General features: G+C 60.2%; 21 protein-coding genes. 9 read left to right on the top strand and 12 right to left on the bottom strand.

Annotated elements, in window-relative coordinates:
- Positions 1–109 precede the first annotated feature (109 nt).
- Together sseB and AC0Z5Z_RS16880 are read right to left on the bottom strand one after the other, a co-directional pair.
- Positions 110–895, bottom strand: a complete 786-nt coding sequence (gene sseB, locus AC0Z5Z_RS16875) for an enhanced serine sensitivity protein SseB (RefSeq protein ID WP_485611372.1) — start codon at positions 893–895, stop codon at positions 110–112.
- 237 nt (positions 896–1132) lie between these two features.
- On the bottom strand, positions 1133–3259 hold the full coding sequence (locus AC0Z5Z_RS16880) for a TonB-dependent receptor family protein (protein ID WP_485611373.1): 2127 nt from the start codon (positions 3257–3259) through the stop codon (positions 1133–1135).
- Between the two features lie 190 nt (positions 3260–3449).
- Between AC0Z5Z_RS16880 and ppk2 the strand changes: the two genes are divergently transcribed.
- The 5 genes from ppk2 (at position 3450) to cydB (ending at position 7990) form a co-directional block, all read left to right on the top strand.
- Positions 3450–4265: a polyphosphate kinase 2 gene (gene ppk2 / locus AC0Z5Z_RS16885; protein ID WP_056785103.1), complete on the top strand. Its 816-nt coding sequence runs from the start codon at positions 3450–3452 to the stop codon at positions 4263–4265.
- A gap of 705 nt (positions 4266–4970) precedes the next feature.
- Positions 4971–5186: a hypothetical protein gene (locus tag AC0Z5Z_RS16890; RefSeq protein WP_041480440.1), complete on the top strand. Its 216-nt coding sequence runs from the start codon at positions 4971–4973 to the stop codon at positions 5184–5186.
- Between the two features lie 23 nt (positions 5187–5209).
- Positions 5210–5599, top strand: coding sequence for a VOC family protein (locus AC0Z5Z_RS16895; protein WP_150635567.1), 390 nt, complete (start codon positions 5210–5212; stop codon positions 5597–5599).
- 3 nt (positions 5600–5602) lie between these two features.
- Positions 5603–6976 (top strand): cytochrome ubiquinol oxidase subunit I, encoded by a 1374-nt coding sequence (locus AC0Z5Z_RS16900; RefSeq protein WP_150635566.1) that lies wholly within the window; start codon positions 5603–5605, stop codon positions 6974–6976.
- A 12-nt stretch (positions 6977–6988) separates the two neighbouring features.
- Entirely contained in the window at positions 6989–7990 is a 1002-nt protein-coding gene (gene cydB / locus AC0Z5Z_RS16905; protein WP_485611374.1) for a cytochrome d ubiquinol oxidase subunit II, read from the top strand.
- Positions 7991–7993: 3 nt separating this feature from the next.
- On the opposite strand, the gene AC0Z5Z_RS16910 is transcribed toward cydB, so the two are convergent.
- Complete coding sequence (locus AC0Z5Z_RS16910; RefSeq protein ID WP_110645690.1) at positions 7994–10603, bottom strand: bifunctional diguanylate cyclase/phosphodiesterase; 2610 nt, start codon at positions 10601–10603, stop codon at positions 7994–7996.
- A 220-nt stretch (positions 10604–10823) separates the two neighbouring features.
- Here AC0Z5Z_RS16910 and AC0Z5Z_RS16915 point away from each other — a divergent pair, with 220 nt between their 5' ends.
- Positions 10824–13028, top strand: coding sequence for an OsmC domain/YcaO domain-containing protein (locus AC0Z5Z_RS16915; RefSeq protein WP_485611375.1), 2205 nt, complete (start codon positions 10824–10826; stop codon positions 13026–13028).
- Here AC0Z5Z_RS16915 and AC0Z5Z_RS16920 read toward each other — a convergent pair.
- The 4 genes from AC0Z5Z_RS16920 to AC0Z5Z_RS16935 all read right to left on the bottom strand — a co-directional run bounded on the left by AC0Z5Z_RS16920 (position 12977) and on the right by AC0Z5Z_RS16935 (position 15668).
- Positions 12977–13600 (bottom strand): hypothetical protein, encoded by a 624-nt coding sequence (locus AC0Z5Z_RS16920; RefSeq protein ID WP_485611376.1) that lies wholly within the window; start codon positions 13598–13600, stop codon positions 12977–12979. The two genes, AC0Z5Z_RS16915 and AC0Z5Z_RS16920, sit on opposite strands and share 52 nt — an antisense overlap.
- A 32-nt stretch (positions 13601–13632) precedes the next feature.
- Complete coding sequence (locus tag AC0Z5Z_RS16925) at positions 13633–14148, bottom strand: PaaI family thioesterase (protein WP_056785119.1); 516 nt, start codon at positions 14146–14148, stop codon at positions 13633–13635.
- Between the two features lie 8 nt (positions 14149–14156).
- Positions 14157–15314, bottom strand: a complete 1158-nt coding sequence (locus tag AC0Z5Z_RS16930) for a GGDEF domain-containing protein (protein ID WP_460160691.1) — start codon at positions 15312–15314, stop codon at positions 14157–14159.
- Between the two features lie 105 nt (positions 15315–15419).
- Entirely contained in the window at positions 15420–15668 is a 249-nt protein-coding gene (locus AC0Z5Z_RS16935; RefSeq protein WP_056785124.1) for a hypothetical protein, read from the bottom strand.
- 167 nt (positions 15669–15835) lie between these two features.
- On the opposite strand from AC0Z5Z_RS16935, the gene AC0Z5Z_RS16940 reads away from it, so the two are divergent.
- Together AC0Z5Z_RS16940 and AC0Z5Z_RS16945 are read left to right on the top strand one after the other, a co-directional pair.
- Complete coding sequence (locus tag AC0Z5Z_RS16940) at positions 15836–16477, top strand: ATPase (protein ID WP_485611387.1); 642 nt, start codon at positions 15836–15838, stop codon at positions 16475–16477.
- Between the two features lie 86 nt (positions 16478–16563).
- Complete coding sequence (locus AC0Z5Z_RS16945) at positions 16564–16905, top strand: hypothetical protein (RefSeq protein ID WP_485611377.1); 342 nt, start codon at positions 16564–16566, stop codon at positions 16903–16905.
- A 993-nt stretch (positions 16906–17898) separates the two neighbouring features.
- On the opposite strand, the gene AC0Z5Z_RS16950 is transcribed toward AC0Z5Z_RS16945, so the two are convergent.
- The 4 genes from AC0Z5Z_RS16950 to AC0Z5Z_RS16965 form a co-directional block, all read right to left on the bottom strand.
- A complete protein-coding gene (locus AC0Z5Z_RS16950) occupies positions 17899–18855 on the bottom strand; it encodes a 2-hydroxyacid dehydrogenase (protein WP_485611378.1) in 957 nt (318 codons plus the stop codon).
- 31 nt (positions 18856–18886) lie between these two features.
- The gene (locus AC0Z5Z_RS16955) at positions 18887–19645 is read right to left on the bottom strand and encodes an SDR family oxidoreductase (protein WP_252885878.1); all 759 of its coding nucleotides are present in this window, start codon (positions 19643–19645) and stop codon (positions 18887–18889) included.
- Positions 19646–19678: 33 nt separating this feature from the next.
- Positions 19679–20371 (bottom strand): fumarylacetoacetate hydrolase family protein, encoded by a 693-nt coding sequence (locus AC0Z5Z_RS16960; RefSeq protein ID WP_095179706.1) that lies wholly within the window; start codon positions 20369–20371, stop codon positions 19679–19681.
- Positions 20372–20470: 99 nt separating this feature from the next.
- Complete coding sequence (locus AC0Z5Z_RS16965; protein ID WP_056785134.1) at positions 20471–21820, bottom strand: MFS transporter; 1350 nt, start codon at positions 21818–21820, stop codon at positions 20471–20473.
- A gap of 541 nt (positions 21821–22361) precedes the next feature.
- On the opposite strand from AC0Z5Z_RS16965, the gene AC0Z5Z_RS16970 reads away from it, so the two are divergent.
- A complete protein-coding gene (locus AC0Z5Z_RS16970) occupies positions 22362–23294 on the top strand; it encodes a helix-turn-helix transcriptional regulator (RefSeq protein ID WP_252877973.1) in 933 nt (310 codons plus the stop codon).
- An 8-nt stretch (positions 23295–23302) separates the two neighbouring features.
- Here AC0Z5Z_RS16970 and AC0Z5Z_RS16975 read toward each other — a convergent pair whose 3' ends face one another.
- On the bottom strand, positions 23303–24496 hold the full coding sequence (locus tag AC0Z5Z_RS16975) for a GAF domain-containing sensor histidine kinase (protein WP_485611379.1): 1194 nt from the start codon (positions 24494–24496) through the stop codon (positions 23303–23305).
- Positions 24497–24543: the final 47 nt, after the last annotated feature.

The following is a 24543-nucleotide window of genomic DNA, read 5'->3' on the forward strand; positions in this document are numbered from 1 at the left end:
ACTGTTATGAGGGCGGGTTGAGAGAATCCAAGGTCACGCTCATGAGAATCGACCACTGGCCTGCTGATCAAGCGACATGCAGGCGACTGCGATTTTCATCAGATCGTATTCAACCAAAGCCAAAGAACGAACGCAGCTTGCTCGGTGACTTGCGCTCGTAGAACGGTTTGGTCTCCCTGAGGAAGTAATCACTCAGCCCGGCTTGTCCCGTCAGCACGCGGCAAAAATCATCCGGCCCGCCATCAGGGGCTGTGTCCGCAGCGACATTGCCGGCTTCGCGCATGACCTGTTCGATATCGCCATCCGCTTCGATGCCGACGATCAAGTGCGGTTTTTCATCAACCGAGGGGTCGTGCATCAGCGCCAGGAACGCGCGTTTCACATTGGCGTGTTTGGCCAGCAGTTGCGAGAGCGAATGGACCATCGTCGATGGGTAGTCCGAAGGCTGTCCAAGCAAGACGTTGGTTTCTTTTTCAACGGTACGCTGCGTGGCGGGCCGGCCGATTTCGCCTGAGAGCAGCCGTTGCACTTCATCCGGAAGGAATTCCTTGCCGTACGGCGACTTCGGATTCAGAAAGAGCAGCGCGCCCAGAGTGATTTCGAACAAAGATCGTGCCGGTATCTCCACATAGCTCTGTTCGCTGTCGATGGATTGTTGCAGCGTTGGCAGCGAGGAGAAGAACGGAATGACAGGCGTGCCATCGGGCTTCTGCCAATGGGCGATGCTGATGTTGCTGCCGGCTTCGAGATTGACATGACCTTGCGCCGCACCGGCGGTGCCGAGGATGTAGACGGTCGAGTCCAGAAGGGTGCGATAGAACTCAGGGCGATGCGCGGGTTCGTCCGCGGCCAGTCGCAGTGATGTTTCCAGTGGGTTTTCTTGGGAAGTATCCATGAGGTCAGTCCGTTATTTTCAATGGAGAGCGATGGTTGTCTGATCAGTTCGAGGAGACCTGCTGTCACGATGATTCTCGAACAGAGATTTGAATCCTGCGCCCTTCTAACCAGCACCACAAAGCAAAATGTGGGAGCGAGCCTGCTCGCGAAGGCGTCGTGTCAGTCGAATAATTCACGACTGGTACACCGTTTTCGCGAGCAGGCTCGCTCCCACATTTGAATTTCGCGTTGGGTCTTATAGCAAACTCCACGAAACCCCAACATAAACCCCCATCCCTTCACCCGGCGTCGACCGCGCGGCGTCCACTCCCTTGTCGTCATACCCCGGCGTGACCGTCGCCGCGTAGCGCTTGCCGGTCAGGTTGCGCATGTCCACCCAACCTTGCCAGTCGCCCTTCGGGGCGTTGTAGCCCAGCGTTGCGCCGAACAGGGCGTACGGATCGGCGTAGTAGCTGTTGGCGTAGTCCACGGCAACTTTGGAGACCAGTTGCGTGTTTACGGCGGCGAAGAAGCCCTGCGGCCAGTCGTAACGCAGTTCGCCCTGGTAATAATGCATCGGCAGGCCCGGCAAGCGGTTGTCGCCGAAGCGCTCATCGTCGCGGTAGTGGAAGTCGCTGAAGGTGTAGGCCTGGCGCAAGCTCAACTGGCGGCCGTCGGCGGCGGTCCAGAGTTTGTTGTTGAGGCTGGCCTCGATGCCCTGGTGCACGGTCGGGCTGGCGTTGAGTTCGTAGGGCGTGACGGCGTTGGCGTCCGGCAGTACCGAGAGCAGTTCGTGACGAACTTGCGCGTAGTACCAGGCCAGGCTCCATTCGCCCAAATGGCTGTCGCCACGGCCGCCGAGTTCCAGAGTGGTAGCGGTCTGGTTTTGCAGTTCGACCGGGTCGCGCTGGGTGCCGGTGGCGGCGCCGTTGCCGCCAGGGAAGCGCACGTTGGAGCTGTAGATCAGCGACCACGGGTGCGGTGCTTCGACGGAGCGGCTGAGGTTGCCGAACACTTGCACGTCCGGGGTGATCTGGTAGCGCAGGCCGATGCGCGGTGCATAGTCCCAGTCGCTGAGACTGGTTTTGCCGCCGCCCTGCGGATAGGTCACGGCGCTTTCGCGGCGGGTGTAGATGGCGGCAAGGCCGGTGGTCAGCCACAGGTCGTCGGCAATTTCCAGGTCATTGCCGAAATGCAGCACGGTATCTGAACCCTGATAAGTGAAATTACGCATCCGCGTGCCCGGGGCATAGCTGGCGGTGTTGCCACTCGGGATGCGCACGAACTCGCTGGCGCCATCGTTGGGCAGGTGCTTGGTCACGCGCAGGCCGACGTTGCTGCGGCTTTCCATCCCGAACAAAGTGTCGCGGCGTTTGTAGTCGAAGGTGCCGCTGACGTCGGTATAAGCCACCTTCAGCCGGTTCGGGCCTTCGCGCAAATCCATTGGGTAGTCGTGGTAGGCGAGGCCGGTCTGGATGCTCGAATCGTCATCGAGGTAGAACGTGGTCTTGTTGCCGATGAAGGTACTGCCGGGCTGCTTGCGGCTGTCATCGCGCGCCACATACGCCGGGTTGGCTGCCCGTGGGCTGTGTTCGATGGAATGCTTGGTCACGCGACCGGCGAGGTCGTTATCGGTTTCGCGATAGCGGAAGTAGAAGCGGGTTTCCAGATTCGGGTTGAAGCGATAGCCGAAGTTGGCGACCAGGCCTTTGCTCTCGCTGGCGGTGTGGTCCTGATAGCCGTCGGCGTTGGCATCGGTCAGGGACACGTAGTAATCGAAATCTCCCAGCACTTGCCCGGAGCTGACCTGGCGCTGCTGATAGCCATGGCTGCCGGTGGCGTAGCGCACGTGCAGCTTTGGCGCGGTGTAACCGGTGTGGCTGACGTAATCGATAGCGCCGCCCAGTGCCAGCGCGCCGCGATCGAAGCCGTTGGCGCCGCGCAGCACTTCGACATGGTCGACCCACAACGGCTCGAGCAATTCATAAGGTGTGCCGCCGGGGCCGGTCAGCGGCAAGCCATCCAGCATCGTGTACAGCCCCGAGGCGTGGGCGCCGGGCGCGCGGTTGATGCCTGAACCACGGATGGAAATCTTTACGCCTTCGTTGCCCGCCGACTGGGCATACACCCCCGGCTGATAGGCGAGCACATCCTGATTGCTGGCAACGCGGCCCTGCAACGGCTGGCGCATGTCGACCACGTTGGTGCCGCCGGGAACCTGCTCAAGGCGTTGCCGCGCTTCTTCGACCGCTGCATCGCTGCTACTGCGCTCATCTGCCGAAATCAGCACTTGCCCCAGCTCCAGACCTTGGGTCTCGGCCATCGCCGGGCAGGCCAGGGCCAGACCGAGCAGGGCAGTGGGCAATGATTTGGACGACGGCATCGAAAAAACTCCAGCAAACAGGGGATCGGGCAATGAACAGTGCGACGTCGGAACAATCTCAGGAAACACATGGCGACAGGGCTTTTTTGCCCGGCAATGGCAAACAACCGGGCGTGAACTAACCTCACGGATCAGGCCCTTCGGGTCAATAAACAAATTCAGCGGGCTGTTGAAGCGCGAGGACAGGTTCATGGCGAAAGACAAGAAGAAACCTGCAAAGGCAATCGAACGTCCACGCTTGAAAAACAAGGACTATCTCGAACAGCTGCGCAAGCTCCACGTTGAGCTGGTCAAGCTGCAGGAGTGGGTCATCGCCAAAGGTGTCAAGGTTTGTATTGTTTTCGAAGGGCGCGACGGTGCGGGCAAGGGCGGGGTGATCAAGGCGATCACGGAGCGCGTCAGCCCACGGGTGTTCCGCGTGATGGCATTACCGGCGCCAACCGATCGAGAAAAAAGTCAGATGCATGTACAGCGCTATCTGCCGCATCTGCCGGCGGGCGGCGAGGTGGTGATTTTCGACCGCAGTTGGTACAACCGCGCCGGTGTCGAACGGGTCATGGGTTTTTGTACGGAGGAGCAGGCCGACAAGTTTCTCAAGTCGATCCCGTGGGTGGAAAACGCCATCGTCGATTCGGGGGTGATCCTGCTCAAGTACTGGCTTGAGGTCAGTCCGGAGGAACAGACCCGCCGGCTTGAAGCGCGAATCAATGACGGGCGCAAGATCTGGAAACTGACACCCATGGATCTGAAATCCTACAGCCGCTGGTATGACTACTCACGGGCGCGGGACGAGATGTTCAAGCATACCGATACCGATTGGGCGCCGTGGAGGGTTGCCGATTCCAACGACAAACGTCGTGCACGGCTGAACATCATCACTGATCTGCTCAGTCGCATCCCCTATGAAGAGGTGAAGCGCGACAAGGTCGAGTTGCCGAAACGGCAGAAGCCGGGCAAGTATCGGGAGCCGGATTATGCGTACAAGCGGGTGGCGGAGCGGTTTTGACATTTGCGGGTTTTTTTGGGCGTGGCGGCCTTTGGGCCGACCAGGCTCTTGGGGTTTTGGGTGTATATCCGTTTTTTCGGGTGTTGCGGCTGGCGGTTCCGCTCTTACAGCGGGTCACTTTTGCAGACGCCCAAAAGTAACCAAAACGCTTTGCTCCTGCGTTCGGCCCTCGCAGGCTCGGGTTCCTTCGCTCCGGGATCGATCCTGGCGCAGCGGCTCCGGTTTGCTTCGCTGCACCTACACTCGCTGTGTACGACTGCGTCGTACGGTCGCTGCGCTCCCACGCCCGGATCAATCCCTCCACTCAGCCTTCCGACGTCGCCGGTGAGTCAAGATCAAAAGCACTCGAGCTTGCGCTCATTGTTGAGTGGTGCGGCTTCGCCGCGGGCAGCTGCGCTGCTTTGCGTTTGCTTTGTAGGCAAGCCTGCTCGCGAAGGCGGCCTGACAGCCGACCTGTTCTTGAGGTGGTACGCGATCCAACTGTAGGAGCTGCCGAAGGCTGCGATCTTTTGATTTTGCTTTTCTGTGGGAGTGAGCCTGCTCGCGATGACGGAGGAACATTCAAATTTAATTTGACAGATATACCGCTATCGCGAGCAGGCTCATTCCGACAAGGTTTTGCGCATCAACCGTCCATCCGTCGTCTGCCCTGAACCTCTCTCGCGCTGATTTTTCTACCGGGTAAGTCCCTCAGGAGATACCGGTATGTTCGATCAGCAAAAGAAGGCATCACTGGCGGCATGGCGCAAGATGGCAGAGCAGGCCGAGGGCGATCTGGATCCGGAACAGCAATATGACGAGCTGCTCAAGGCTGCGGATCAGATGGAGGAGCAAGGCCTGATCACCAGTGCCGAATGGCGCCAGTTGGTGCGTGACGCCGGCAACGTTTTCACCTTGAACCAAGAACAGCCACAGCGCTGACAGCTGTCATCGGAGGACGTCCCATGCTCAGTTATCTGTTTATCGGCGCCAACGACGTCGAGCGTTCGGCAGCTTTTTACAAGGCGATCCTGACGCCGCTGGGCTACCGGCATGATCGCGAAGAACACTACTGTTTTTACCTGCCCGATTGCATCGACAAGTCCAACGGCCCCGGCAGTGTGCACATCTCGCAACCGTTCAATGGTGAGCCGGCGACACCCGGCAACGGCATGATGCCGGCATTTCGCGCCGACTCGCGGCACCAGGTCGATCAGGTGCACAAGGCCGGGCTCGACAGTGGCGGCAGCAATGAAGGACCGCCGGGCACGCGCGAAGCCTATACGCCGGACTTTTACGTGGCCTATCTGCGCGACCCCGAAGGCAACAAGCTGGCTGTGTTCTACAGCGGCTGATGGATGGAGCCTGTTGATTCGGCCCTGATGGCCGCCCGCGCCCAGTTCGCGATCACGATCAGCTTTCATATCGTGCTGGCGGCGTTCAGCATCGGTCTGGCGAATTTCCTCATGGTGCTGGAAGCGTTGTGGTTGAAAACCGGGCGCCAGGTTTATCTGGATGTTTATCGTTACTGGCTCAAGGTATTCGCGCTCAACGTTGCAGTGGGCACGGCGTCGGGATTGATTCTGGAGTATCAGTTCGGCCTCAACTGGTCGCGGCTGTCGGTGCAGGCCGGTGATGTCCTCGGTCCGCTGATGTTCTATGAAGTGATGGCGGCGTTTTTCATCGAAGCGGGTTTCCTTGGCATCATGCTGTTCGGCTTGAAGAAAGTCGGCCCGCGTCTGCACTTTTTTGCCACCTGCGCTGTGGCGGTGGGCTCGCTGATCAGCGCGTTCTGGATTCTTTCCGCCAACTCATGGATGCAAACCCCCGCCGGCTATTCGATTGGCGCGGGCGGGCGTTTCCTTGCCGAGGACTGGTGGGCAATCATCTTCAATCCTTCGTTTCCCTATCGCTTGGCGCACATGCTGCTCGCCGTGTTCATCGGCAGCGCGACGCTGATTGCCGGGATCAGTGCCTGGCAATTGCGCAAGGCCCCGAAAAACCCGCGCGCTCGCCTGCAATTTTCCATGGCACTGTGGGTGATTGCGCTGCTGATGCCGGTGCAGATTGTTGTCGGGGACCTGCATGGCCGGCACAGTTTGCAAGCCCAGCCGCAGAAAGTGGCGGCCATCGAAGGCTCGTGGACGCGCCCGGCTCAAGGGGCAGGGGAGCCACTGCGGCTGTTCGCATGGCCGGATATGCAAGAGCGCCGCAACCACTGGGAGGTGGCGATTCCGCGCATTGGTTCCCTCTACCTGCAGCATGACCTGACCAGCACCATCGCCGCGCTTGATGAATTTCCGGCTGAGGACATCCCGCCCGTGGCGCCGGTGTTTTTCGCGTTCCGGCTGATGGTCGGGCTGGGGCTGTTGATGCTTGGGCAGGGTGTGGTCAGCCTGATCCTGCGCCGACGGAATCGCCTGTACACGGCGCGGCGCTGGCTGGGCGCGTGCGTGCTGTTGGCACCGGCCGGATTTCTGGCAATGCTCAGCGGCTGGGTCGTCACCGAAGTGGGGCGACAGCCGTTTACGGTTTACGGATTGATGCGCACGGCGGACAGTCTGTCATCGGTGTCCAGGGCTCAAGTCGTCGGGTCGACGTGGCTGATTCTGCTGTTTTATCTGCTGATCTTCGGCATCGGTCTGTGGGTGTTGCTGCGCCTGTTGCGCGAGCCGCCGCAGCAGGATCAACCCGGGCCGCAGCCCACCCTTGCCGACGAAACCGGGCACTGAGGAATCGCAGACATGGACACGGACTGGCTGACCCTGTTGTGCGCCGCCGCACTGGCGTTCTCGGTCATGAACTACGTGGTGCTCGACGGCACCGATCTGGGCGTTGGCATGCTCATGGGGCTTGCGCGTTGCAGTCGGCAGCGGCGGACGATGGCGGTGACGATTCTGCCGGTATGGGACGCCAACGAAACCTGGCTGGTGCTCGGCGGCGGAGGGCTGCTGGCGCTGTTTCCGCTGGCGTATGCGATCTTGCTTCCGGCCCTGTATGTGCCGTTTATCGTGATGTTCCTCGCCTTGATCGCGCGGGCCATGGCGTTGGAGTTTCGCGATTACGCACCGAACGAGCGACGCAAGCACATCGTCGACGGCGTGCTGGCCCTGGCTTCGCTGCTGACCGGGTTGGTCCAGGGCATGGTGCTCGGCACTCTCGTGCAAGGCGTTGCGCATCAGGGCGGTCAATACATTGGCGATGGCCGCGACTGGCTGAATCCGTTCCCGGTGTTTTGCGGTTTGGTGCTGGTACTCGGTTACGTCTGGCTGGGGACGTGCTGGTTGTACTGGCGCACCCTGGATGAATTGCAGCAGCGCTCGGCTCGTCAGGCCCGCATGCTGGCGCTGGTCGTCGCGGCACTATTGCTGGTGCTGATCGCATGGACGGCGACGTTGCAGCCGCAATATGCCCGGAGGCTCGCCGATATTCGCCTGTGGTTGCCGGCAGGACTGATCGTCAGCGCTCTAGGATGGGTGTTCAGCAAAGGCTTTCACTGCCGCTTCGACTTCATCCCACTGTTCGCCGCATTGGGCATCTTCGTCCTGGCTTTCGCGGTGATGCTGGTCGCGCTATTTCCCTTCATCATTCCGCCGTATCTGACCTTGAGCGAAGCAGCCTCAAGCCCGAACAGCCAGATCTTCATGCTGGTCGGATTCGCCGTGCTGATCCCCATCACCCTGGCCTACAACACGTTCGGTTTCCGCGTGTTCAGCGGCAAAGTGCGCGTTGCCAGCGATGGCTGATATTCACGTCACCCGACCTTTTTTGCTCACCAGCGACAGTCGCGAAGCCCGTAGCAGATCAGCAAAAGCCGCCTTGTCGATCGGTCGACTCATGAAATAACCCTGCACCTCGTTGCATTGATCCTTGCCGAGAATCGCCAGTTGCTCCTCGGTCTCGACGCCTTCGGCCGTCACCGTCAGCCCCATGGCTTTGCCCAGACCGATGATCGCCTGCACCACGGCACGGTCGTTGGCGCCGCTGCTGATCGAGGCGATAAAGCGTTTGTCGATCTTGATCCCGTCGAATGGATAGGCGCGTAGGTAACCGAGCGACGAATAACCGGTGCCGAAGTCGTCCATGTTCAGACGCACGCCGAGCTCCTTGAGCTGATTCATGGTAGTCAGCGCGCCATCGGTGTCGTTGAGCATCACGTTCTCGGTGATCTCCAGCTCCAGACGGCTGGCCGGGAAACGCGTTTCCACCAGCACTTCACGAACATCCTCGACGACGTCGCTGAGAGCGAACTGCGCAGGCGAGAGGTTGACCGACAGCAGAATGTCATGGGGCCATTCCAGCGCGGTTTCGCAGGCTTCGCGCAACACCCAGCGGCCCAGCGGGACGATCAGGTCGGTCTGTTCGGCCAGCGGAATGAACACGTCCGGCCCGAGCAAGCCCTGGGTCGGATGCTGCCAGCGCACCAGCGCTTCCACCGAAACGATGTGTTTGCCGTCGACCTTGTAGCGCGGCTGATAGTGCAGGACGAATTCGTTGTGCTTGAGCGCATGGCGCAGGTCATCTTCCATTTGCCGGCGCGTCTGGATCTGGTCGCTCATGTGCGCTTCGAAGAAGCACCAGGTGTTCTTGCCGTCGGATTTGGCCTGATATAGCGCGATGTCGGCGTAGCGGATCAGATCGCTGGCGGCAAAACCGTGTCGACGACTCAGGGCGATGCCGATGCTGGCGCCGATGTGCAGCGGATGTTGTTCGTAATTGATCGGTTGATGCAGGCTGCCGATCAGCCGTGTGCAGAATTTGTCGATCTCGTTATGGCTGTCCATGCCGTTGAGCACCACGACGAATTCATCACCACCGAGACGGGCGACGATGTCGTGCTCGCGGGTGCATTCGCGCAGGCGCGTGGCGACTTCCTGGAGAACCGCGTCACCGGCAGGATGGCCGAGGGAATCGTTGATCGGCTTGAAGTTGTCCAGATCGATCATCAGCAGCGACAGCGGCGGCGCGTGTTCCTTCAATACCAGGACGTCGTCGAGATAACGCGCCAGTTTGTTGCGGTTGGGCAGGCCGGTCAGGGCGTCATGCATCGACAGGTGCTGGATCTGCGCATGGGCGGCGACTTCGTCGGTGATGTCGCTGGCAGTGCCGCGATAGCCGACGACGCTGTTCTTGTCGAAAATCGGCCGCGCCGAGAGCCGGCAGTGGCGCGGCTGCCCGGAGTGATCGCGATAAGTGCAGCGCAAATCGCTGGCGCTGTTTTCTTCGCTGAGTTTGCGCAGCCACAGCTCCAGTGGTGTGGTGTCGCAAGTCAGTAATTCGCCGATGTCCTGGCCCAGCCACAGAGCTTGCGGGTAACCGGTGACTTCGCTGAAGCGCGCCGACAGATAGGTCAGCGCCAACTGATCATCAACTTCCCAGATCCAGTCCGACGCCGCTTCGGCCACGGCGCGAAAGCGTTCTTCACTGGCTTCGAGGGCATGATTGGCTTTCTCGAGTGCCTGATTCGAGGCCTGCATGGCATGAATGCTGTTGTCGACGTATTGCGATGAGCGCAATGCATGGCGGAAAAAATAGGCGGTGAGCAGCATCAGCACCAGAAACGTCGCGCCGAGCGGCGGCACCAGCGTCCACAACAATTGCTGACCGGGCCGTTGCAGGTCGGCGACCAGACTGTAGCCGGTGCTGTCGAGGGGCACCCTTGGATGGCCTTTCTCAATGGTTTCATCCGGGACCAGGGTCAGGTTCGTCAGGCCATAACCGCTGCCGATCTTGCGCAGTTTGGTCGGGGTCAGCTTGTCGACGAACACCAGCACCGAGGTGTTTCTCAATTCATCCAGCGGGCGCTCGTCATTGGGAATGATCGCGGCAGCGGTGATCAGCGCCGGCCAGCCTTCGAACAATGAATAACTGCTGATCGGCTTGGTCAGATCAGGCTGGCTCAGCACCTGCTCGACCAGCGCCGAGGCGGGCGCTTGCAGTACGCTGGATACGTCGGTTTCAACCATCTGCCCGCGAATCACCGCGTACTTGGTGCGATTGCGATCAAGGACGAACACGCCGTCGTAGCCGTCGCTGGTGAACAGCGTCTTGCCCATGTTCTGTTCGGTGTAGGCCCAGTTGACGTCGATCGGCCCGCTCAAGGCCTCGTAGGCGCGGGTCCAGTAGGCATAACTGGTGATGTAGTTTTTCGACGCGGTGATGCGGTTTTCCACGGCGCGCACGGAATAGAACTGGTTCTGTTCCAGATCCTTCGCGTCAAGGGTATTGGCGATCCCAAGCAAGGTGCTGATCGCGGCGATGACACCCGCAACAAACAGTGCGCCAACGGCGATGGCCAGGCGCCGGGTCACAGCGCGTTGCGGGGTGGGGATTGGCTGCGCAGGGAGAGTAACGGCCATGTGCTCGTCCTTGATCCGGTGTCTTCTGAATCTAGAACAATGGCGAGCGCACAATGTTCAGATTGTTGTTATTGGTATCGCCTGGATTTTTTCAAAGTGTAGCGAATCTGCCGGAATTTCCAGCAGCGCCGGCCAGCGGCGAATCCCGAAAGGGCGAGACTTCCCGCACAAAAACCGGATAATGGCCGCCATTCGTTTAGCCGTATTCTGGTAATCCCGCATGGAAATCAAGGTCAACTTTCTCGACAACCTTCGACTTGAAGCCAAGTTCGACGACTTCACGGTGATCGCCGATCAGCCAATTCGCTACAAGGGTGATGGTTCGGCACCGGGGCCGTTCGACTACTTCCTGGCGTCGTCGGCCTTGTGCGCGGCTTACTTCGTCAAGCTGTACTGCGACACCCGCAATATTCCGACAGAGAACATTCGCCTGTCGCAGAACAACATCGTCGACCCGGAAAACCGCTACAACCAGATCTTCAAGATTCAGGTCGAATTGCCCGCCGACATCTCGGACAAGGATCGCCAGGGCATCCTGCGTTCCATCGACCGTTGCACCGTGAAGAAAGTGGTGCAGACCGGCCCCGAGTTCATCATCGAAGAAGTCGACAACCTCGACGCCGATGCCCAGGCCTTGTTGATGCCGCAGTCCGATTCCCAGGCAGGCACCTACATCGCCGGCAAGGACCTGCCGCTGGAACAGACCATTGCCAACATGTCGAAGATCCTCGCCGACCTCGGCATGAAGATCGAAATCGCCTCGTGGCGCAACATCGTGCCCAACGTCTGGTCGCTGCATATCCGCGATGCGCATTCGCCGATGTGCTTCACCAACGGCAAGGGCGCGACCAAGGAAGGCGCACTGGCGTCGGCGCTGGGCGAGTTCATCGAGCGCCTCAATTGCAACTTCTTCTATAACGACCAGTTCTGGGGCGAAGACATCGCCAATGCCGAATTCGTCCATTATCCGGACGAGAAGTGGTTCAAGCCGGGTCCTAAGGACGAATTGCCAAGCGAGATTCTCGACGACTACACCCTCGGCATTTACAACCGCGACGGCGAACTGCGCGGCTCGCACCTGTACGACACCAACTCCGGCAACACCCAGCGCGGCATCTGTTCGCTGCCGTTCGTGCGCCAGTCGGACGGTGAAGTGGTGTACTTCCCGTCGAACCTGATCGAAAACCTCTACCTCAGCAACGGCATGAGCGCCGGCAATACCTTGGCCGAAGCGCAGGTGCAGTGCCTGTCGGAAATTTTCGAGCGCGCGGTCAAACGCGAAATCCTCGAGGGCGAAATGGCCCTGCCGGATGTACCGCAAGAGGTACTGGAAAAATACCCGAACATCCTCGCCGGCATCAAAGGCCTTGAAGAGCAGGGCTTCCCGGTGCTGGTCAAGGACGCCTCGCTGGGCGGTGAATTCCCGGTGATGTGCGTGACCCTGATGAATCCGCGCACTGGCGGCGTCTTCGCTTCCTTCGGCGCGCACCCGAGCCTGGAAGTCGCGCTGGAACGCAGCCTGACCGAACTGCTCCAGGGCCGCAGCTTCGAAGGCCTCAATGACTTGCCGCAGCCGACGTTCTCGGGGCAGGCAGTGACCGAACCGAACAACTTCGTCGAGCACTTCATCGATTCCAGCGGTGTGGTGTCGTGGCGCTTCTTCAGTGCCAAGCCAGATTTCGAATTCGTCGAGTGGGACTTTTCAGGCCAAGGCGAAAACTCCAACGCCGAAGAAGCCGCGACGCTGTTCGGCATCCTCGAAGACATGGGCAAGGAAGTCTACATGGCGGTCTACGAGCACATCGGCGCCAAAGCCTGCCGCATCCTCGTGCCGGACTACTCGGAGATCTACCCGATCGAAGACCTGATCTGGGACAACACCAACAAAGCCCTGCAATTCCGTGCCGACATCCTCAATCTGCACAACCTCAGCAAGGTTGGCCTGCGCAATCTGGTCCAAGGCCTGGAACGCAGCGAGCAGGATGACTACACCGATATCACCACGCTGATCGGCATTGAGTTCGATGACAACACGCCGTGGGGCAAGCTGACGATTCTGGAACTGCGCCTGCTGATCTACCTCGCACTGCAGAAGTTTGACGAGGCCAAGGATCTGGTTGAGGCGTTCCTGCAATACAACGACAACACCGTAGAGCGCGGCTTGTTCTATCAGGCAGTGAATGTGGTGCTGGAGATGGAGCTGGACGAGGATCTCGAGCTTGAGGATTACGAAGCCAATTTCCGCCGGATGTTTGGTGACGAGCGTATGGATGCGGCGATTGGGTCGGTGAATGGCAGTGTGCGTTTTTACGGTTTGACGCCAACGAGCATGAAGCTGGAAGGGCTGGATCGGCATTTGCGCTTGATCGAAAGCTATAAAAAGCTGCATGCGGCGCGGGCTGGTGTGGCGGCTTTGTCGCGTTGAAGAGCTGGCTCAGAACGTTTCGCTTTCGGCTTGAGTGTGGCTGCGTGGCTTGAACCGCAGCCCCTCACCCCAGCCCTCTCCCGAGGGAGAGGGAGCCGATTTTCAAGCTTTTCAGAATTTGTGTTCGACTCGGTTTCCCAGGTCGGCGTATTTCCACCAGACACCTCGGTCAATTCCCTCTCCCTTTGGGAGAGGGCTAGGGTGAGGGTTTTTTCAAGATTTGAGTTCGACTCGGTTTCCCAGGTCGGCGTATTTCCACCAGACACCTCGGTCAATTCCCTCTCCCTTTGGGAGAGGGCTAGGGTGAGGGTTTTTTCAAGATTTGAGTTCGACTCGGTTTCCCAGGTCGGCCTATTTCCACCAGACACCTCGGTCAATCCCCTCTCCCTCTGGGAGAGGGTTAGGGTGAGGGTTTTTTCAAGATTTGAGTTCGACTCGGTTTCCCAGGTCGGCGTATCTGCACCAAGCACCTCGGTCAGTTCTCTCTCCCTCTGGGAGAGGGCTAGGGTGGGGGTTTTTTCAAGATTTGAGTTCGGCTCGGTTTCCCAGGTCGGCGTATCTGCACCAAGCACCTCGGTCAGTTCCCTCTCCCTTTGGGAGAGGGCTAGGGTGAGGGGCTTTGGCTTTTGCGGCCATGCGCTGCATCCGCCAACTGCCCCGTATCCACCCGCACAAACACCGAATCACCCACCGCCGTGAGCACTTCCCCGGCATACACCTCGCAAATCACCCGGGTCTTGCGCCCGACTTCACCTTCGACTCGCGCGCGCAAGAGCAGCGGCACGCCCATCGGTGTGGGTTTGATGAATTTGATCCCAAGGTTACCGGTGACGCAGTCGATGCGCGGCAGGCTGCCGGCTTCGCGGTTCTCCGCGCGGTAGTGCCAGGCCATGGCGGTCCAGTTCGAATGACAGTCGACAAGCATGGCAATCAGCCCGCCGTAAACCAGATCCGGCCAGCCGCAGTATTGAGCTTCGGGCAGATGCTCGGCGATGACGTGGTTGCCGTCCTCATCCCACCGACTTTTCACGTGCAGGCCTTGCGGATTGCGGCCGCCGCAGCCGTAACAAACGCCTTCGGGGGCGGCGAGGTCTTGCAGTGGGGTGTCGTGGCTGGACATGGCGGGTTTCATCCTGGAGTGGCGAGGCCGGACAGGCGCAAGCGGTTGCGTCCGCCGCGTTTGGACTCGTAGAGCGCGGCGTCGCCAAGTTCGATCAGCGCCGCCAGACTGGCCGGCGGTTTGTCGAACAGGGTGGCGCCGATGCTCAAGGTCACCGCAGCGGACGTGGGATAGGTGTGCGACGCCAAGGCCAGAAACTGTTCGCGCAAGGCATTGCCCAGTTCAAGGATAGCTTCGGCTGAGGCATTGTTGAGCAGCATCAGAAACTCGTCGCCACCCAGCCGCGCCGTCAGCGCATGGGGCGGCAGCTGGGCGCGGATCATCTCGCTCAGAGCAATCAGCAAGCGATCACCGGCGATATGCCCGTACTGGTCGTTGACCAGTTTGAAGTTGTCGATATCGATCAACAGCAGCGCACCCGGTCTGTGCGCGGAGACACCGGCCAACAGGCGGGGCGTGCGTTTTTCCAGCGCCCTGCGGTTGTAGAGGGCCGTGAGCGGATCGCGCTCGGCGAGGCGGGCGATTTGCTTTTCCCGGCGATAACGCTCGGTGCCGGTCATCGACAGGGCGATCAACATGATCGCCATCGCACCTTCGACCAGCGAGATCTGAATGATCTCGCCACGAAACGCCGCCAGATCGATCAGCGTGCCGGGGATCACCACGGTCAGGGCCTTGGCCACATAAAAGATGCCATGGCCGAGCAGCACATAACGCAATTGCACCGCGCCCACGCTCAACGACTTGCCGTGCGGGCGCAGCAGCGAACTGGCCTTGAGGGTCGGGATCGCCACCAGCATTGAGTTGGCCACCAGCATGGCCTTGGACCACAGCGGGCCGTCCGGCAACATCAACATGATCAGCCAGGTTGCGAAAATCAGGTACCACGCCGGCGATAGTCGGGTCTGGGTGAAGCGCGCCACACCGAGCAGGAAAAAGAAATGCGCGGTCACCAGCAGGCCGTTGGCGAACCAGATGCCCAGCAGCAGAAAACCGCTGCTGCGCAGCAGCGCGAGGGTGGAACCGATGGTGATGGTGGCGAAACCGGCGCTCCAGAACAGTAGCGAAGGCTCACGGATGCTGCGCCACTCGACCGCCAGGTACAGCGCGGCAGCGGCTGCGAGGGCGATCGTGATGGTCAGCATCGTTGGCGGGTCGAGCGGCATTTCCGGGCAGGCCTGTCTGTATGGCAATAGGCCTGCGATTGTAAGCGTTTGGTCAGGTTTTTCGCAGGGGGCGCGTTGCCGGGCAGACCACTGGCGCTTCAGCGGTCACTCTTGCGGGCTTAGCCAGGTGTCTACCACGCGGCGATCGAGCTCTTCCCAATAGGCCATGCCCAGCACCCGCGTGGTATTGAGGCCGCGCAGGTAACCGCGCAGTTGCTGGGCGGTATCGCGGATCAATTGCGCATCGCGGGTGTTTTTGTCCAGCAGGACGCTTTCGTACTGCACCAGGTATTCGGCTACGCGGTCGCGATATTCGGGCAGCACGGCGTCACGGATCAGATCAAACGTTCTCAAGGCGAGACCCTCATCTTTTTTCTTGAATGTGCTCAGTGTGCATCAGTCTGCGCGACGCGCAACTATTGCTGGAAGTAATAGTGACCATCAAGAAACGCAAGTTCTGCTTTGCCGGCGATCGGCGGAAAATCACCTCCATCGAAGACGCAGCTCAAGGAAATTGCGCGATGAACATTCTGACTCGACTGGCAATGATCGCCCTGCTGATGGGCGGGGTAGTTATCGCACCGGCTTACGCAGACGACGCCCGGTCGTGTCACCTGCAACCGATCGCCGCCAGCGCCTCGGCGTTGCAGCACACGCAGACCGTGGGTGTGTTGTTGAGCGAAAACACGTTGCAGAACCTGCAATACCTGGAGCGCTACCACGACATGGCGCTCAACGGCGCCAAAGACGCACTGGATTCGCGAATCCGCGACGCCTTTGTCGGCAGCTCCGACCCGGAACTGGCCCTCGACTGGCTGGTGAGTTCGCTGCAACAGCAGTTCGTCTCGGTGACCGTCTACGACAATCTGGATGCGCTGTTTAAGGCCCATCCGGACGTGGTGGTCAAGCTCGACACCTTCAACCGTTTGCTGACCCAGCGCAACAGTCTGGTCGAAGCGCGCTTCTCTGCGCGGTTCTACGACGCCGATCTGCAGTACATCGGCAAGGCCGAGGGGGCGATTGAGCAAGAGTTGCCTTCGGTCTGGGTGCACAACCAAGCGGCGCCGCAAATCGCCGCGCAGATCAATCAGCAACGTGATCTGCAACTCAATGCGCTGAAGCAATTCGATGTGTCGCTCAAGGCCCTGGTGGCGTCGAGCTGATTCTCAAAACGTAAATGGCAACGGCGGCGCCGTGAAGTCGAACCGTTGCCGGTTGAACCGAACCTTTATTTTCAGGATTTACCTCGATGCGTCCCTTATTCGTACCAGCCATGGCTTTCTTTTCTCTGATGCTCGCCGGTTGCGCTTCGGCGCCGAACGATCCGACCCTGACCTTGCAGACCAGCAAGACGCCGGCGCAGTACGCCGATTGCGTGGTGCCGAAGTTGCAGGGCAGTGCGTTGAATCCGACGGTTTCGCAGAGTCAGCGCAGTTATCGGATTGTGGTGCCGAGCAAGGTATCCGCCGACAACGTGCTGGAGGCGTACAAGGCGGGGAAGGGCGGCAAGGTGTTCATTTATGAGCGGCATTTGCTGGCGTCGAATTTGTTGCCTTCGAGTTTTGAGCGGGCGGCTCAGGAGTGCATTTGATCTGAGCGCTTGACGGGTTTTGACAGAGCTCCTTTGGTTGGCCGCAACCAACCAATTTTTTGGCCCCACACTGGTTTTCGGTTGTGGGGCTTTTTTTTGGACTTGGCGGCCTTTGGGCCGACCATGCTTTGGGGGTTCTGGGTGAATATCCGTTTTTTTTGGTGTTGCGGCTGGCGGTTTCGCCCTTACGGCGAGTCCCTTTGGCAAACGCCCCAAAGGAACCAAAGGTCTGCGCCCTGACGTTCGGCCCGCTCGCTGGGGCTCGGGGTTCCTTCGCTGCGGAATCGATCCGGGCGCAGCGGCTCCGGTTTGCTTCGCTGCACCTCCTTCCGCTGTGTACGACTGCGTCGTACGGTCGCTACGCTACCACGCCCGGATCAATCCCTCCGCTCAGCCTGCCGACGGGCTCCAAGATCAAGAGCCACTCGAGCTTGCGCTCATTGTATTGAGTGGTGAAAAGCAGGAGGCGGATTGCTTTTGCTTTTTGCGTTTCTGTGGGAGCGAGCTTGCTCGCGAAGGCGGCCTGACAGCCGACCGTTTTCTCACTGAATGCATCCGATCAAAACTGTAGGAGTGAGCCTGCTCGCGATGGCTGTGTATCAGGCAACACGATGATGATTGGGGAGTGTTCTTTTGTCTTGCGATCCGGTTTCTCCAGGGACGGCCCTCACCCTAACCCTCTCCCAGAGGGAGAGGGGACTTGGTCGAGGTGTTTGTTGAAGATGCGCCGACCTGAGACTCTGCGTCGAGCTCGTTCTTGAATTCAACGAAGATCGGCTCTCTTCCCCCTCGCCCCCCGGGGTTGTATGTACCGGGGACTTGGTCGAGGTGTTTGTCGAAGATGCGCCGACCTGAGACTCTGCGTCGAGCTCGTTCTTGAATTCAACGAAGATCGGCTCCCTTTCCCCCTCGCCCCCTGGGGGGAGAGGGCTGGGGTGAGGGGGCTGGGTTTCACTGACTCAACGCAATCTGCAGCCTATCCCAAACAACCATTCACCCCGTCACACACCCAACCGGCACTTTCCCCGCAAACGTATCAACCAGACTCGCCACCACCATTTCCCCCATCCGCGTGCGAGTCTGCAATGTTGCGCTGGCCCGATGCGGTTGCAGCACCACCTGTTCATTACCAAACAACGCTTCCGGCACATTCGGTTCATCGACAAACACATCCAGCCCAGCCCCGGCAATCTCGCCAGCCGCAAGCGCGGCAACCAGATCCGCCTCATTCACCAGTTTGCCCCGGGCGACGTTGATCAGATAACCGTCCTTGCCCAGCGCTTGCAGCACTTGCGCGTCGATGATCGCTTCGCCCTTGTCCGCCGCGGCGGCGAGGATCAGGGCGTCGCTGTCGCGGGCCAGTTGTTTGAGGTCGGCGACGAAGGTGTGGGGGACGTCGCTCATCGGTTGCAGATCGGTGTAGCTGATCGGGCAGCCGAAGGCGGCGGCGCGGGTGGCGATGGCGCGGCCGACGCGGCCCATGCCGACGATGCCGATGCGCATGCCGGAGACTTGTCGGGCCAGGGGCAGTGGGGCGAGTGGGGTTGGGCTTTGCGGCCATTGGCCGGAGCGGACGTAGCGGTCGCTGGTGCACAGGCCGCGACAGACCGAGATGAGCAGGCCGATGGCGAGGTCGGCGACGTCTTCGGTGAGGGCGCCGATGGTGGCGGTGACGCGGATGCCGCGGTCGCGGGCGTAGGCCAGATCGACGGCATCGGTGCCGACGCCGTTGACCGCGACGACTTCCAGTTTCGGCAGTTGCGCCATCAGCGCCTGGCTGATGCCGGTGTGGCCGCCGGTGATGACGCCGCGAATGTTGGCGCCGTGTTCCTTTATGTAGGCGGGTTTGTCCGTTTGCTGGAAGTAGCGGCGTACGGTGAACAGTTCGTCCAGACGCGCGTTGATTTCAGGGATCAGGATCGGGCTCAGTTGCAGGATTTCTGGCTTCATGGCTACCTCGTTACGCAATAAAAAGGCCGGCTCAACCACGGCCGGCAAACGGCATGGCGCTGGCCATGACGGTCATGTTCAGGACGTTGGCCGACAGCGGCAGAGCGGCGATGTAGCGCACCGCATCGGCGACGTGTTTGACGTCGACCATCGGCTCGACGGCGATGCTGCCGTTGGCCTGGCGTACGCCTTTGGTCATGCGCACCGACATTTCGGTCAGGGCATTGCCGATGTCGATCTGGCTGCAGGCGATGTTGAATTCGCGGCCATCCAGCGCCAGGGATTTGGTCAGGCCGAGCACGGCGTGTTTGCTCGCGGTGTAGGCGCTGCTGAACGGGCGCGGCGTGTGTGCGGAAATCGAGCCGTTGTTGATGATTCGTCCGCCCTGCGGCTGTTGTTTGCGCATCAGCCCAAACGCGCCGCGAGCGCAGAGAAAGACACCGTTGAGGTTGGTGTCGATCACGTTGCGCCACTGCTCGAAGGTCAGCTCGTCCAGCGGCACGGCGGGGGCGTTGACCCCGGCGTTGTTGAAGACCACATCGAGGCGGCCGTAGACCTCGGCAATGGTCGCGAACAGCACGTCGACACTGGCCGGATCGCGCACGTCGGTGGGTACCGCCAGCGCTGGGTGACCCTGGCTCTGCGCCAGTTCGACCAGCGCTTGCAAGGGCTCGGGCCGGCGTCCGGCGAGCACAAGGGTAAAGCCGTCGGCCATCAGGCCCAGCGCCACGGCGCGGCCGATGCCACTGCCGGCGCCGGTCACCAGCGCGACTTTCAAAGAGGTCGTCATATTGTTGTTCTCCTTTTTTCTTAATCCGCAGGATCAGGGCCGTGGGCCGACGCGCATTTCCAGGTGGCCGATGCCGTCGATGCCAGCGCTGATCACATCGCCGGGTTGCAGACTGTCAACGCCGGCGGGGCTGCCGGTCATGATCAGGTCGCCGGCGCGCAGGGCCACGGATTGCGAGATGCGGGCGATCACTTCGCTGACCGACCAGATCTGGCTGTCGAGGTTGTCGCGCTGGCGTTCTTCGCCGTTGACGTTCAGCCACAACTCGCCCTCGGGATGGCCGCAGCGGCTCACGGGGACAACGGCAGTCATCGGCGCGGCGCCGTCGAACACCTTGGCGCCTTCCCACGGCAAACCGTTGCTCTTGGCTGCGCGTTGTACATCGCGGCGGGTCAGGTCGAGGCCGGCGGCGTAGCCCCACACGTAGGCGAGCGCTTGATCCTCGGGGATATGGGCGCCGCCTTCACCGATGGCAACGACCAGTTCGATTTCGTGAACGAAGTCCTCGCACACTGAGGGGAAGGCGACGTCGCCGACGGCATCGACCACGCAGCTTGCCGGTTTCATGAAAAACACCGGCGGCTGGCGCGACTGGCCTTGAGAGTCCGGCCATGGGTAGTTGCGGCCGACACAGAACACCCGGCCGACGGGGAAGCGCTGCTCGGTGCCGAGGACCGGCAAGGTCACGGGCAGATCCGGGGTAAAGACGTATTCAGTCATGTTCATCCTGCGGGTCATCCTGTTTGAAAGGGCAGCGTACGGCGGCTGGCGTCGGCGAAGTTGGACGAAAGCCGCCTGCGTTTGGACAAATCCGGGCTTTTCGCCTCAGCGCACCTTCAGCTCGATGCGGTACAGACGTCCGAGCAACAACGAATAGGAGAGCGTGCCGATCAGCGCGACGCCGCCAATAAACCAGAAGGCATAGGCGAAGGTGCCGGTGGCGTGGACGATGGCGCCGATCACGATCGGCGTGACGATGCCGCCGATGTTCGCCGCCAGGCTGGTAATGCCGCCGGTGAGGCCGATCAGCTCTTTTGGCGCCACTTCCGATACCGCCGCCCACGATGAGGACGCGATGCCTTGGGCGAAGAACGCGATGGTCAACACGGCGATGCAGATCAGGTTGGAGTCGGTGAAATTCACCAGCACGATCGACATGCCCAGCATCGAACCGACCACCAGCGGCAACTTGCGCGCAAACGACATCGAGTAGCCGCGACGGATCAGCAAGTCGGAAACGATGCCGGCCAGCAGAATCCCCACCGTCGCACCGACGAAGGGCAGCACGGCAAAGATCCCGGCCTTGATCATGGTCAGTTTGCGTTCTTCGATCAGGTAGGTCGGGAACCAGGTGAGGAAGAAGTACAGCGCCGAGGTGCTGGCGAATTTGCCGATGCAGATCGCCCAGATCTGCCGATAGCTGAACAGCTCGGCGATCTGCCGCCAGTTGAAACGGGTGCGCTCCTGGCTGCTCTTGACCAGGCCGCCGCCGGTTTCGATGTACTTCAATTCTTCCTGGCTGACTTTTTTGCAGTTCAGCGGATCGCGATACAGGTACAGCCACAGCACACCGAAGACGATGCCGAGTGCGCCGGTGCTGTAGAACACGTGGCGCCAGTCGAAGGTGGTCGCCAGCCACAGCAGCGCGCCGGTGAACAGCGCCGTGCCGAGGTACTGACCGCACACGTAAATGCTGCTGGCCATCCCGCGTTCCCGCGCCGGGAACCACACCGTCACGGCGCGGCTGTTGGCCGGAAAAGCCGGGGCTTCCATGGCGCCGACCGCCAGGCGCAGGCCGAACAGCGAGGCAAATCCCGTGGCGAAACCTTGGCAAACGGTGACGGTCGACCAACTGATCAGCGATACGCCGTAGGTGAAGCGCGAGCCAAACCGATCAGCGATGAAGCCGGCCGGCACCAGCGCCAAGGCATAGGTCCAGGCGAAGGCGGAAAAGATCAGGCCCATTTCGATCTTGTCCAGGCCCAGGTCCTTGGCCATGAACGGCGCGGCAATCGAAATGTTCACCCGGTCGATGTAATTGATGATCGTCGCAATCAGCAGCAACGACAGCATGAACCAGCGCCGCCGCGTAGGCAGACGCTGCGCCGAAACGGCATCGCGTGCACCGGCGATCACCGGCGGCACCGTGGCACTGGAAGAATGGGAGTTGGACATGCGGAGACCTCGTTATTGTTAGAAGAGTCGAGATTTTTCGAGCAGCCGATGCCGTTGCCCGCAACGTGGGGGGCAAGGCAATCGAACGGGTTGCAGCGCGGTTTTCAGACGTTCAGGAACGTCTTTCTGCGACTGATTTCAAGGGAAGGTCGGGCGGGGCGGCGAGGGGAAATAGCAGGATCATGACGTGCGCACCTTTGATTGTTTTTGAAAGAGGTTGGGCTGCGTTGGTCATTACAGTGGTCGTACAACGGTGCTAAATCAACCGATGGGTTAGAACGTTTTTTCTTGAAAAAAGTGGATTTGGCGAACGTGTCCAAAAAGATAAATACGATTTGTCTTGAGAATAAAGATCAGGTTTAAATCACAAATATCTGAAAAACAACGAATATCTGTATTTTTATAGTGGTGCGGTTTTTGGACAGGCTCATCGCGATGCTTCTTTCAAAAAAGACAACGTCATCGTATGACTCGTTGCCGCCCACCGCACAACCCTGCAAGATGACGGGCGCCACCTCACTGCCCGGAGGACCTCCCGCCCATGTCTTCACCCAGCCGTATCCCGACCTACGTCATGCAGCAACGCAGCGAATTGACCGATTTCTACATTCGCGACAAAAAGGGTCGGCGCGCCGAAACCGCGCCTCACCGGCATGAGTATTTTCAAATCCAGATCAACCTCGGTGGCGACACCGTGCAGCACATCGGCAGCGTGCAGCGGCCGTTCCCGCGCAACACTCTGGCGTTCATCCTGCCGCACCGCGTGCATGTGATTCCGCATCCCGAGGACAGCAATTTCATCGTCATCAATTTTTCCCAGACGTTCCTCTTGCCGCATCTACAGTGCGACCCGATGGATCTGGAAGAGGTTTCAATCCTGCTCGCGCCTGAACTGTCGCCGTTCCGCTTTCAGGAGCACCTGGATTTCATTTTGGGCGATGATGATTTCGCTCAGGTCTGCGGCCTGATCGAGCAGATGCGCAGCCTTGATGAGAACCGTCAGTTCGGCACGCGAGAAATGCTCAAGGGCTTGTTGCTGCAGATGATCGGCAGCGTGTGTTTTCTTTATGCCGAGCCGCTCAAGCGCCTGGCGGAAGAGAATGCCGCCGAGAACAGCCGTCGCGACGCCTTGAGCCGCATGTTCGAATACTTGCGGAAGAACATCGCCGATCCTGATCTCAACCTGATCAAAGTCGCCGCTGCGACCTATCTGTCACCGACTTACCTGACGCACTGGCTGCGCAAGGAGATCGGCAAAACGTTCACCGAGCTGGTGCTGGAGCGGCGCATGCACGCGGCGCGCAACTTCCTCCTCAACAGTACGCGCTCGGTGGGCGAGGTCGCGCGGCTGTGTGGATTTGCTGATGAGGCCTATTTCTCCCGGCGTTTTCGCCAGATTCATGGCCAGCCACCGGGGCAGTTTCGTCGCCGCCAGCTCAATCCGGATACGCCGCAGACACCACTGAATACTTAGAACGGCGCTCAGACCCATTTGAAGCGGGCAGGGAAGCGCGCCACGAAACAGGTGCCTGCCTCGCTGTCGGACGTCACGGTCAAGGTGCCGTTGTGCGCATTGGCAATTTGCCCGGCAATGTACAAGCCCAGCCCCAGCCCTTCATTGCGCTGACCGGCTTCGGAACGTGAGAACGGTTCAAACAGCAGCGGCATCAGCGCGGGTGGAATCGGCGCGCCCTGGTTGGTCAGCGAAATCACCATCTCATCGCCCTCGGCAAACGCCTTGAGCACGATCGGTTCGGCCGTAGAACCGTGGGTCACCGCGTTGCCCAGCAGATTCGACAACAACTGGCTGATGCGCAACGGGTCGCAATAGACCCCGGTCGGTACCTCAAGCGAATCAATGAACTTCGCCTGCGGGTACGCCACCTGGATTTCTTCAAGGGTCTGGCGCAGCGTTTGCTGCAAGTCATCGACCAGTTTGCGTTGCACCGGAATCCCGCTGCCGAGCCGACCCCGGGCAAAGTCGAGGATGTTTTCGATCAGCACGCCCATGCGCACCGAACTGGTACGGATCGCCGATAGCAGCGTGCGCGAGCGCTTGTCTTCGGCTTTGCTTTGCAGCAGGTCGGCACTCATGCGAATGGCACTGAGTGGCGTGCGCAAGTCATGGCCCAGTACGGCGATGAACTGCTCGCGCAGGCGGCCCAATTCGTTGGCATCGGCCAGCGCGGTTTTGGTCGCGTGCAAATGGCCCTGGGTATCCAGGCTCATCGCAATCAGCTGGGCGAAGAGGGTGAGGGTCTTTTCGATGGCCGGGTCGTCGAGGTTCGCCGGAACCGAATCAATGGCGCAGAGTGTGCCGAAAAACTCGCCATCGGCCTTGATGATGGGAATGGAAATGTAGCTTTCCAGACCGTAGGTTTTCGGCGTGTGGTGCGTGGAGAACAGCGGGTGCTGGCTGGCATGGCCGAAGATCACCGGCTGATGGTGCTGACGGATTTCATGGCAAATCGTCGATTCCAGCACCAGCTCGCCGCCAGGCAACAGGCCGAAGTCAATCGAATCATCCACGGCGCAGGCGATCCACTTGCTCTCGGTAACCCGCGCTACGGCGGCGAAGCGCATGCCGGTCATGTGCTTGACCATGCTCAGGATCACCGGCACGGCGTCAATGCTGCCGATGGCTTCGAGGTCGGAGGAGAAATCTGTCTGGGGCATGGCCGGCGCTTCGCGAAAGTGTCGCCAGAGACTATCGGTAAACGCCG

This window comes from Pseudomonas sp. 1L-E-NC-VB-C3 (genome assembly GCF_057291535.1).

What these genes read in the sequence shown, in the direction of transcription:
- AC0Z5Z_RS16955 (WP_252885878.1), bottom strand. Translation starts at nt 19,645, where the DNA reads ATGACGACCTCTTTGAAAGTCGCGCTGGTGACCGGCGCCGGCAGTGGC.
- AC0Z5Z_RS16930 (WP_460160691.1), bottom strand. Translation starts at nt 15,314, where the DNA reads ATGCCGCTCGACCCGCCAACGATGCTGACCATCACGATCGCCCTCGCA.
- AC0Z5Z_RS16890 (WP_041480440.1), top strand. Translation starts at nt 4,971, where the DNA reads ATGTTCGATCAGCAAAAGAAGGCATCACTGGCGGCATGGCGCAAGATG.
- ppk2 (WP_056785103.1), top strand. Translation starts at nt 3,450, where the DNA reads ATGGCGAAAGACAAGAAGAAACCTGCAAAGGCAATCGAACGTCCACGC.
- AC0Z5Z_RS16925 (WP_056785119.1), bottom strand. Translation starts at nt 14,148, where the DNA reads ATGTCCAGCCACGACACCCCACTGCAAGACCTCGCCGCCCCCGAAGGC.
- AC0Z5Z_RS16950 (WP_485611378.1), bottom strand. Translation starts at nt 18,855, where the DNA reads ATGAAGCCAGAAATCCTGCAACTGAGCCCGATCCTGATCCCTGAAATC.
- AC0Z5Z_RS16945 (WP_485611377.1), top strand. Translation starts at nt 16,564, where the DNA reads ATGCGTCCCTTATTCGTACCAGCCATGGCTTTCTTTTCTCTGATGCTC.
- AC0Z5Z_RS16975 (WP_485611379.1), bottom strand. Translation starts at nt 24,496, where the DNA reads ATGCCCCAGACAGATTTCTCCTCCGACCTCGAAGCCATCGGCAGCATT.
- AC0Z5Z_RS16965 (WP_056785134.1), bottom strand. Translation starts at nt 21,820, where the DNA reads ATGTCCAACTCCCATTCTTCCAGTGCCACGGTGCCGCCGGTGATCGCC.
- AC0Z5Z_RS16880 (WP_485611373.1), bottom strand. Translation starts at nt 3,259, where the DNA reads ATGCCGTCGTCCAAATCATTGCCCACTGCCCTGCTCGGTCTGGCCCTG.
- AC0Z5Z_RS16940 (WP_485611387.1), top strand. Translation starts at nt 15,836, where the DNA reads ATGAACATTCTGACTCGACTGGCAATGATCGCCCTGCTGATGGGCGGG.
- AC0Z5Z_RS16960 (WP_095179706.1), bottom strand. Translation starts at nt 20,371, where the DNA reads ATGAACATGACTGAATACGTCTTTACCCCGGATCTGCCCGTGACCTTG.
- cydB (WP_485611374.1), top strand. Translation starts at nt 6,989, where the DNA reads ATGGACACGGACTGGCTGACCCTGTTGTGCGCCGCCGCACTGGCGTTC.
- AC0Z5Z_RS16915 (WP_485611375.1), top strand. Translation starts at nt 10,824, where the DNA reads ATGGAAATCAAGGTCAACTTTCTCGACAACCTTCGACTTGAAGCCAAG.
- sseB (WP_485611372.1), bottom strand. Translation starts at nt 895, where the DNA reads ATGGATACTTCCCAAGAAAACCCACTGGAAACATCACTGCGACTGGCC.
- AC0Z5Z_RS16910 (WP_110645690.1), bottom strand. Translation starts at nt 10,603, where the DNA reads ATGGCCGTTACTCTCCCTGCGCAGCCAATCCCCACCCCGCAACGCGCT.
- AC0Z5Z_RS16900 (WP_150635566.1), top strand. Translation starts at nt 5,603, where the DNA reads ATGGAGCCTGTTGATTCGGCCCTGATGGCCGCCCGCGCCCAGTTCGCG.
- AC0Z5Z_RS16895 (WP_150635567.1), top strand. Translation starts at nt 5,210, where the DNA reads ATGCTCAGTTATCTGTTTATCGGCGCCAACGACGTCGAGCGTTCGGCA.
- AC0Z5Z_RS16970 (WP_252877973.1), top strand. Translation starts at nt 22,362, where the DNA reads ATGTCTTCACCCAGCCGTATCCCGACCTACGTCATGCAGCAACGCAGC.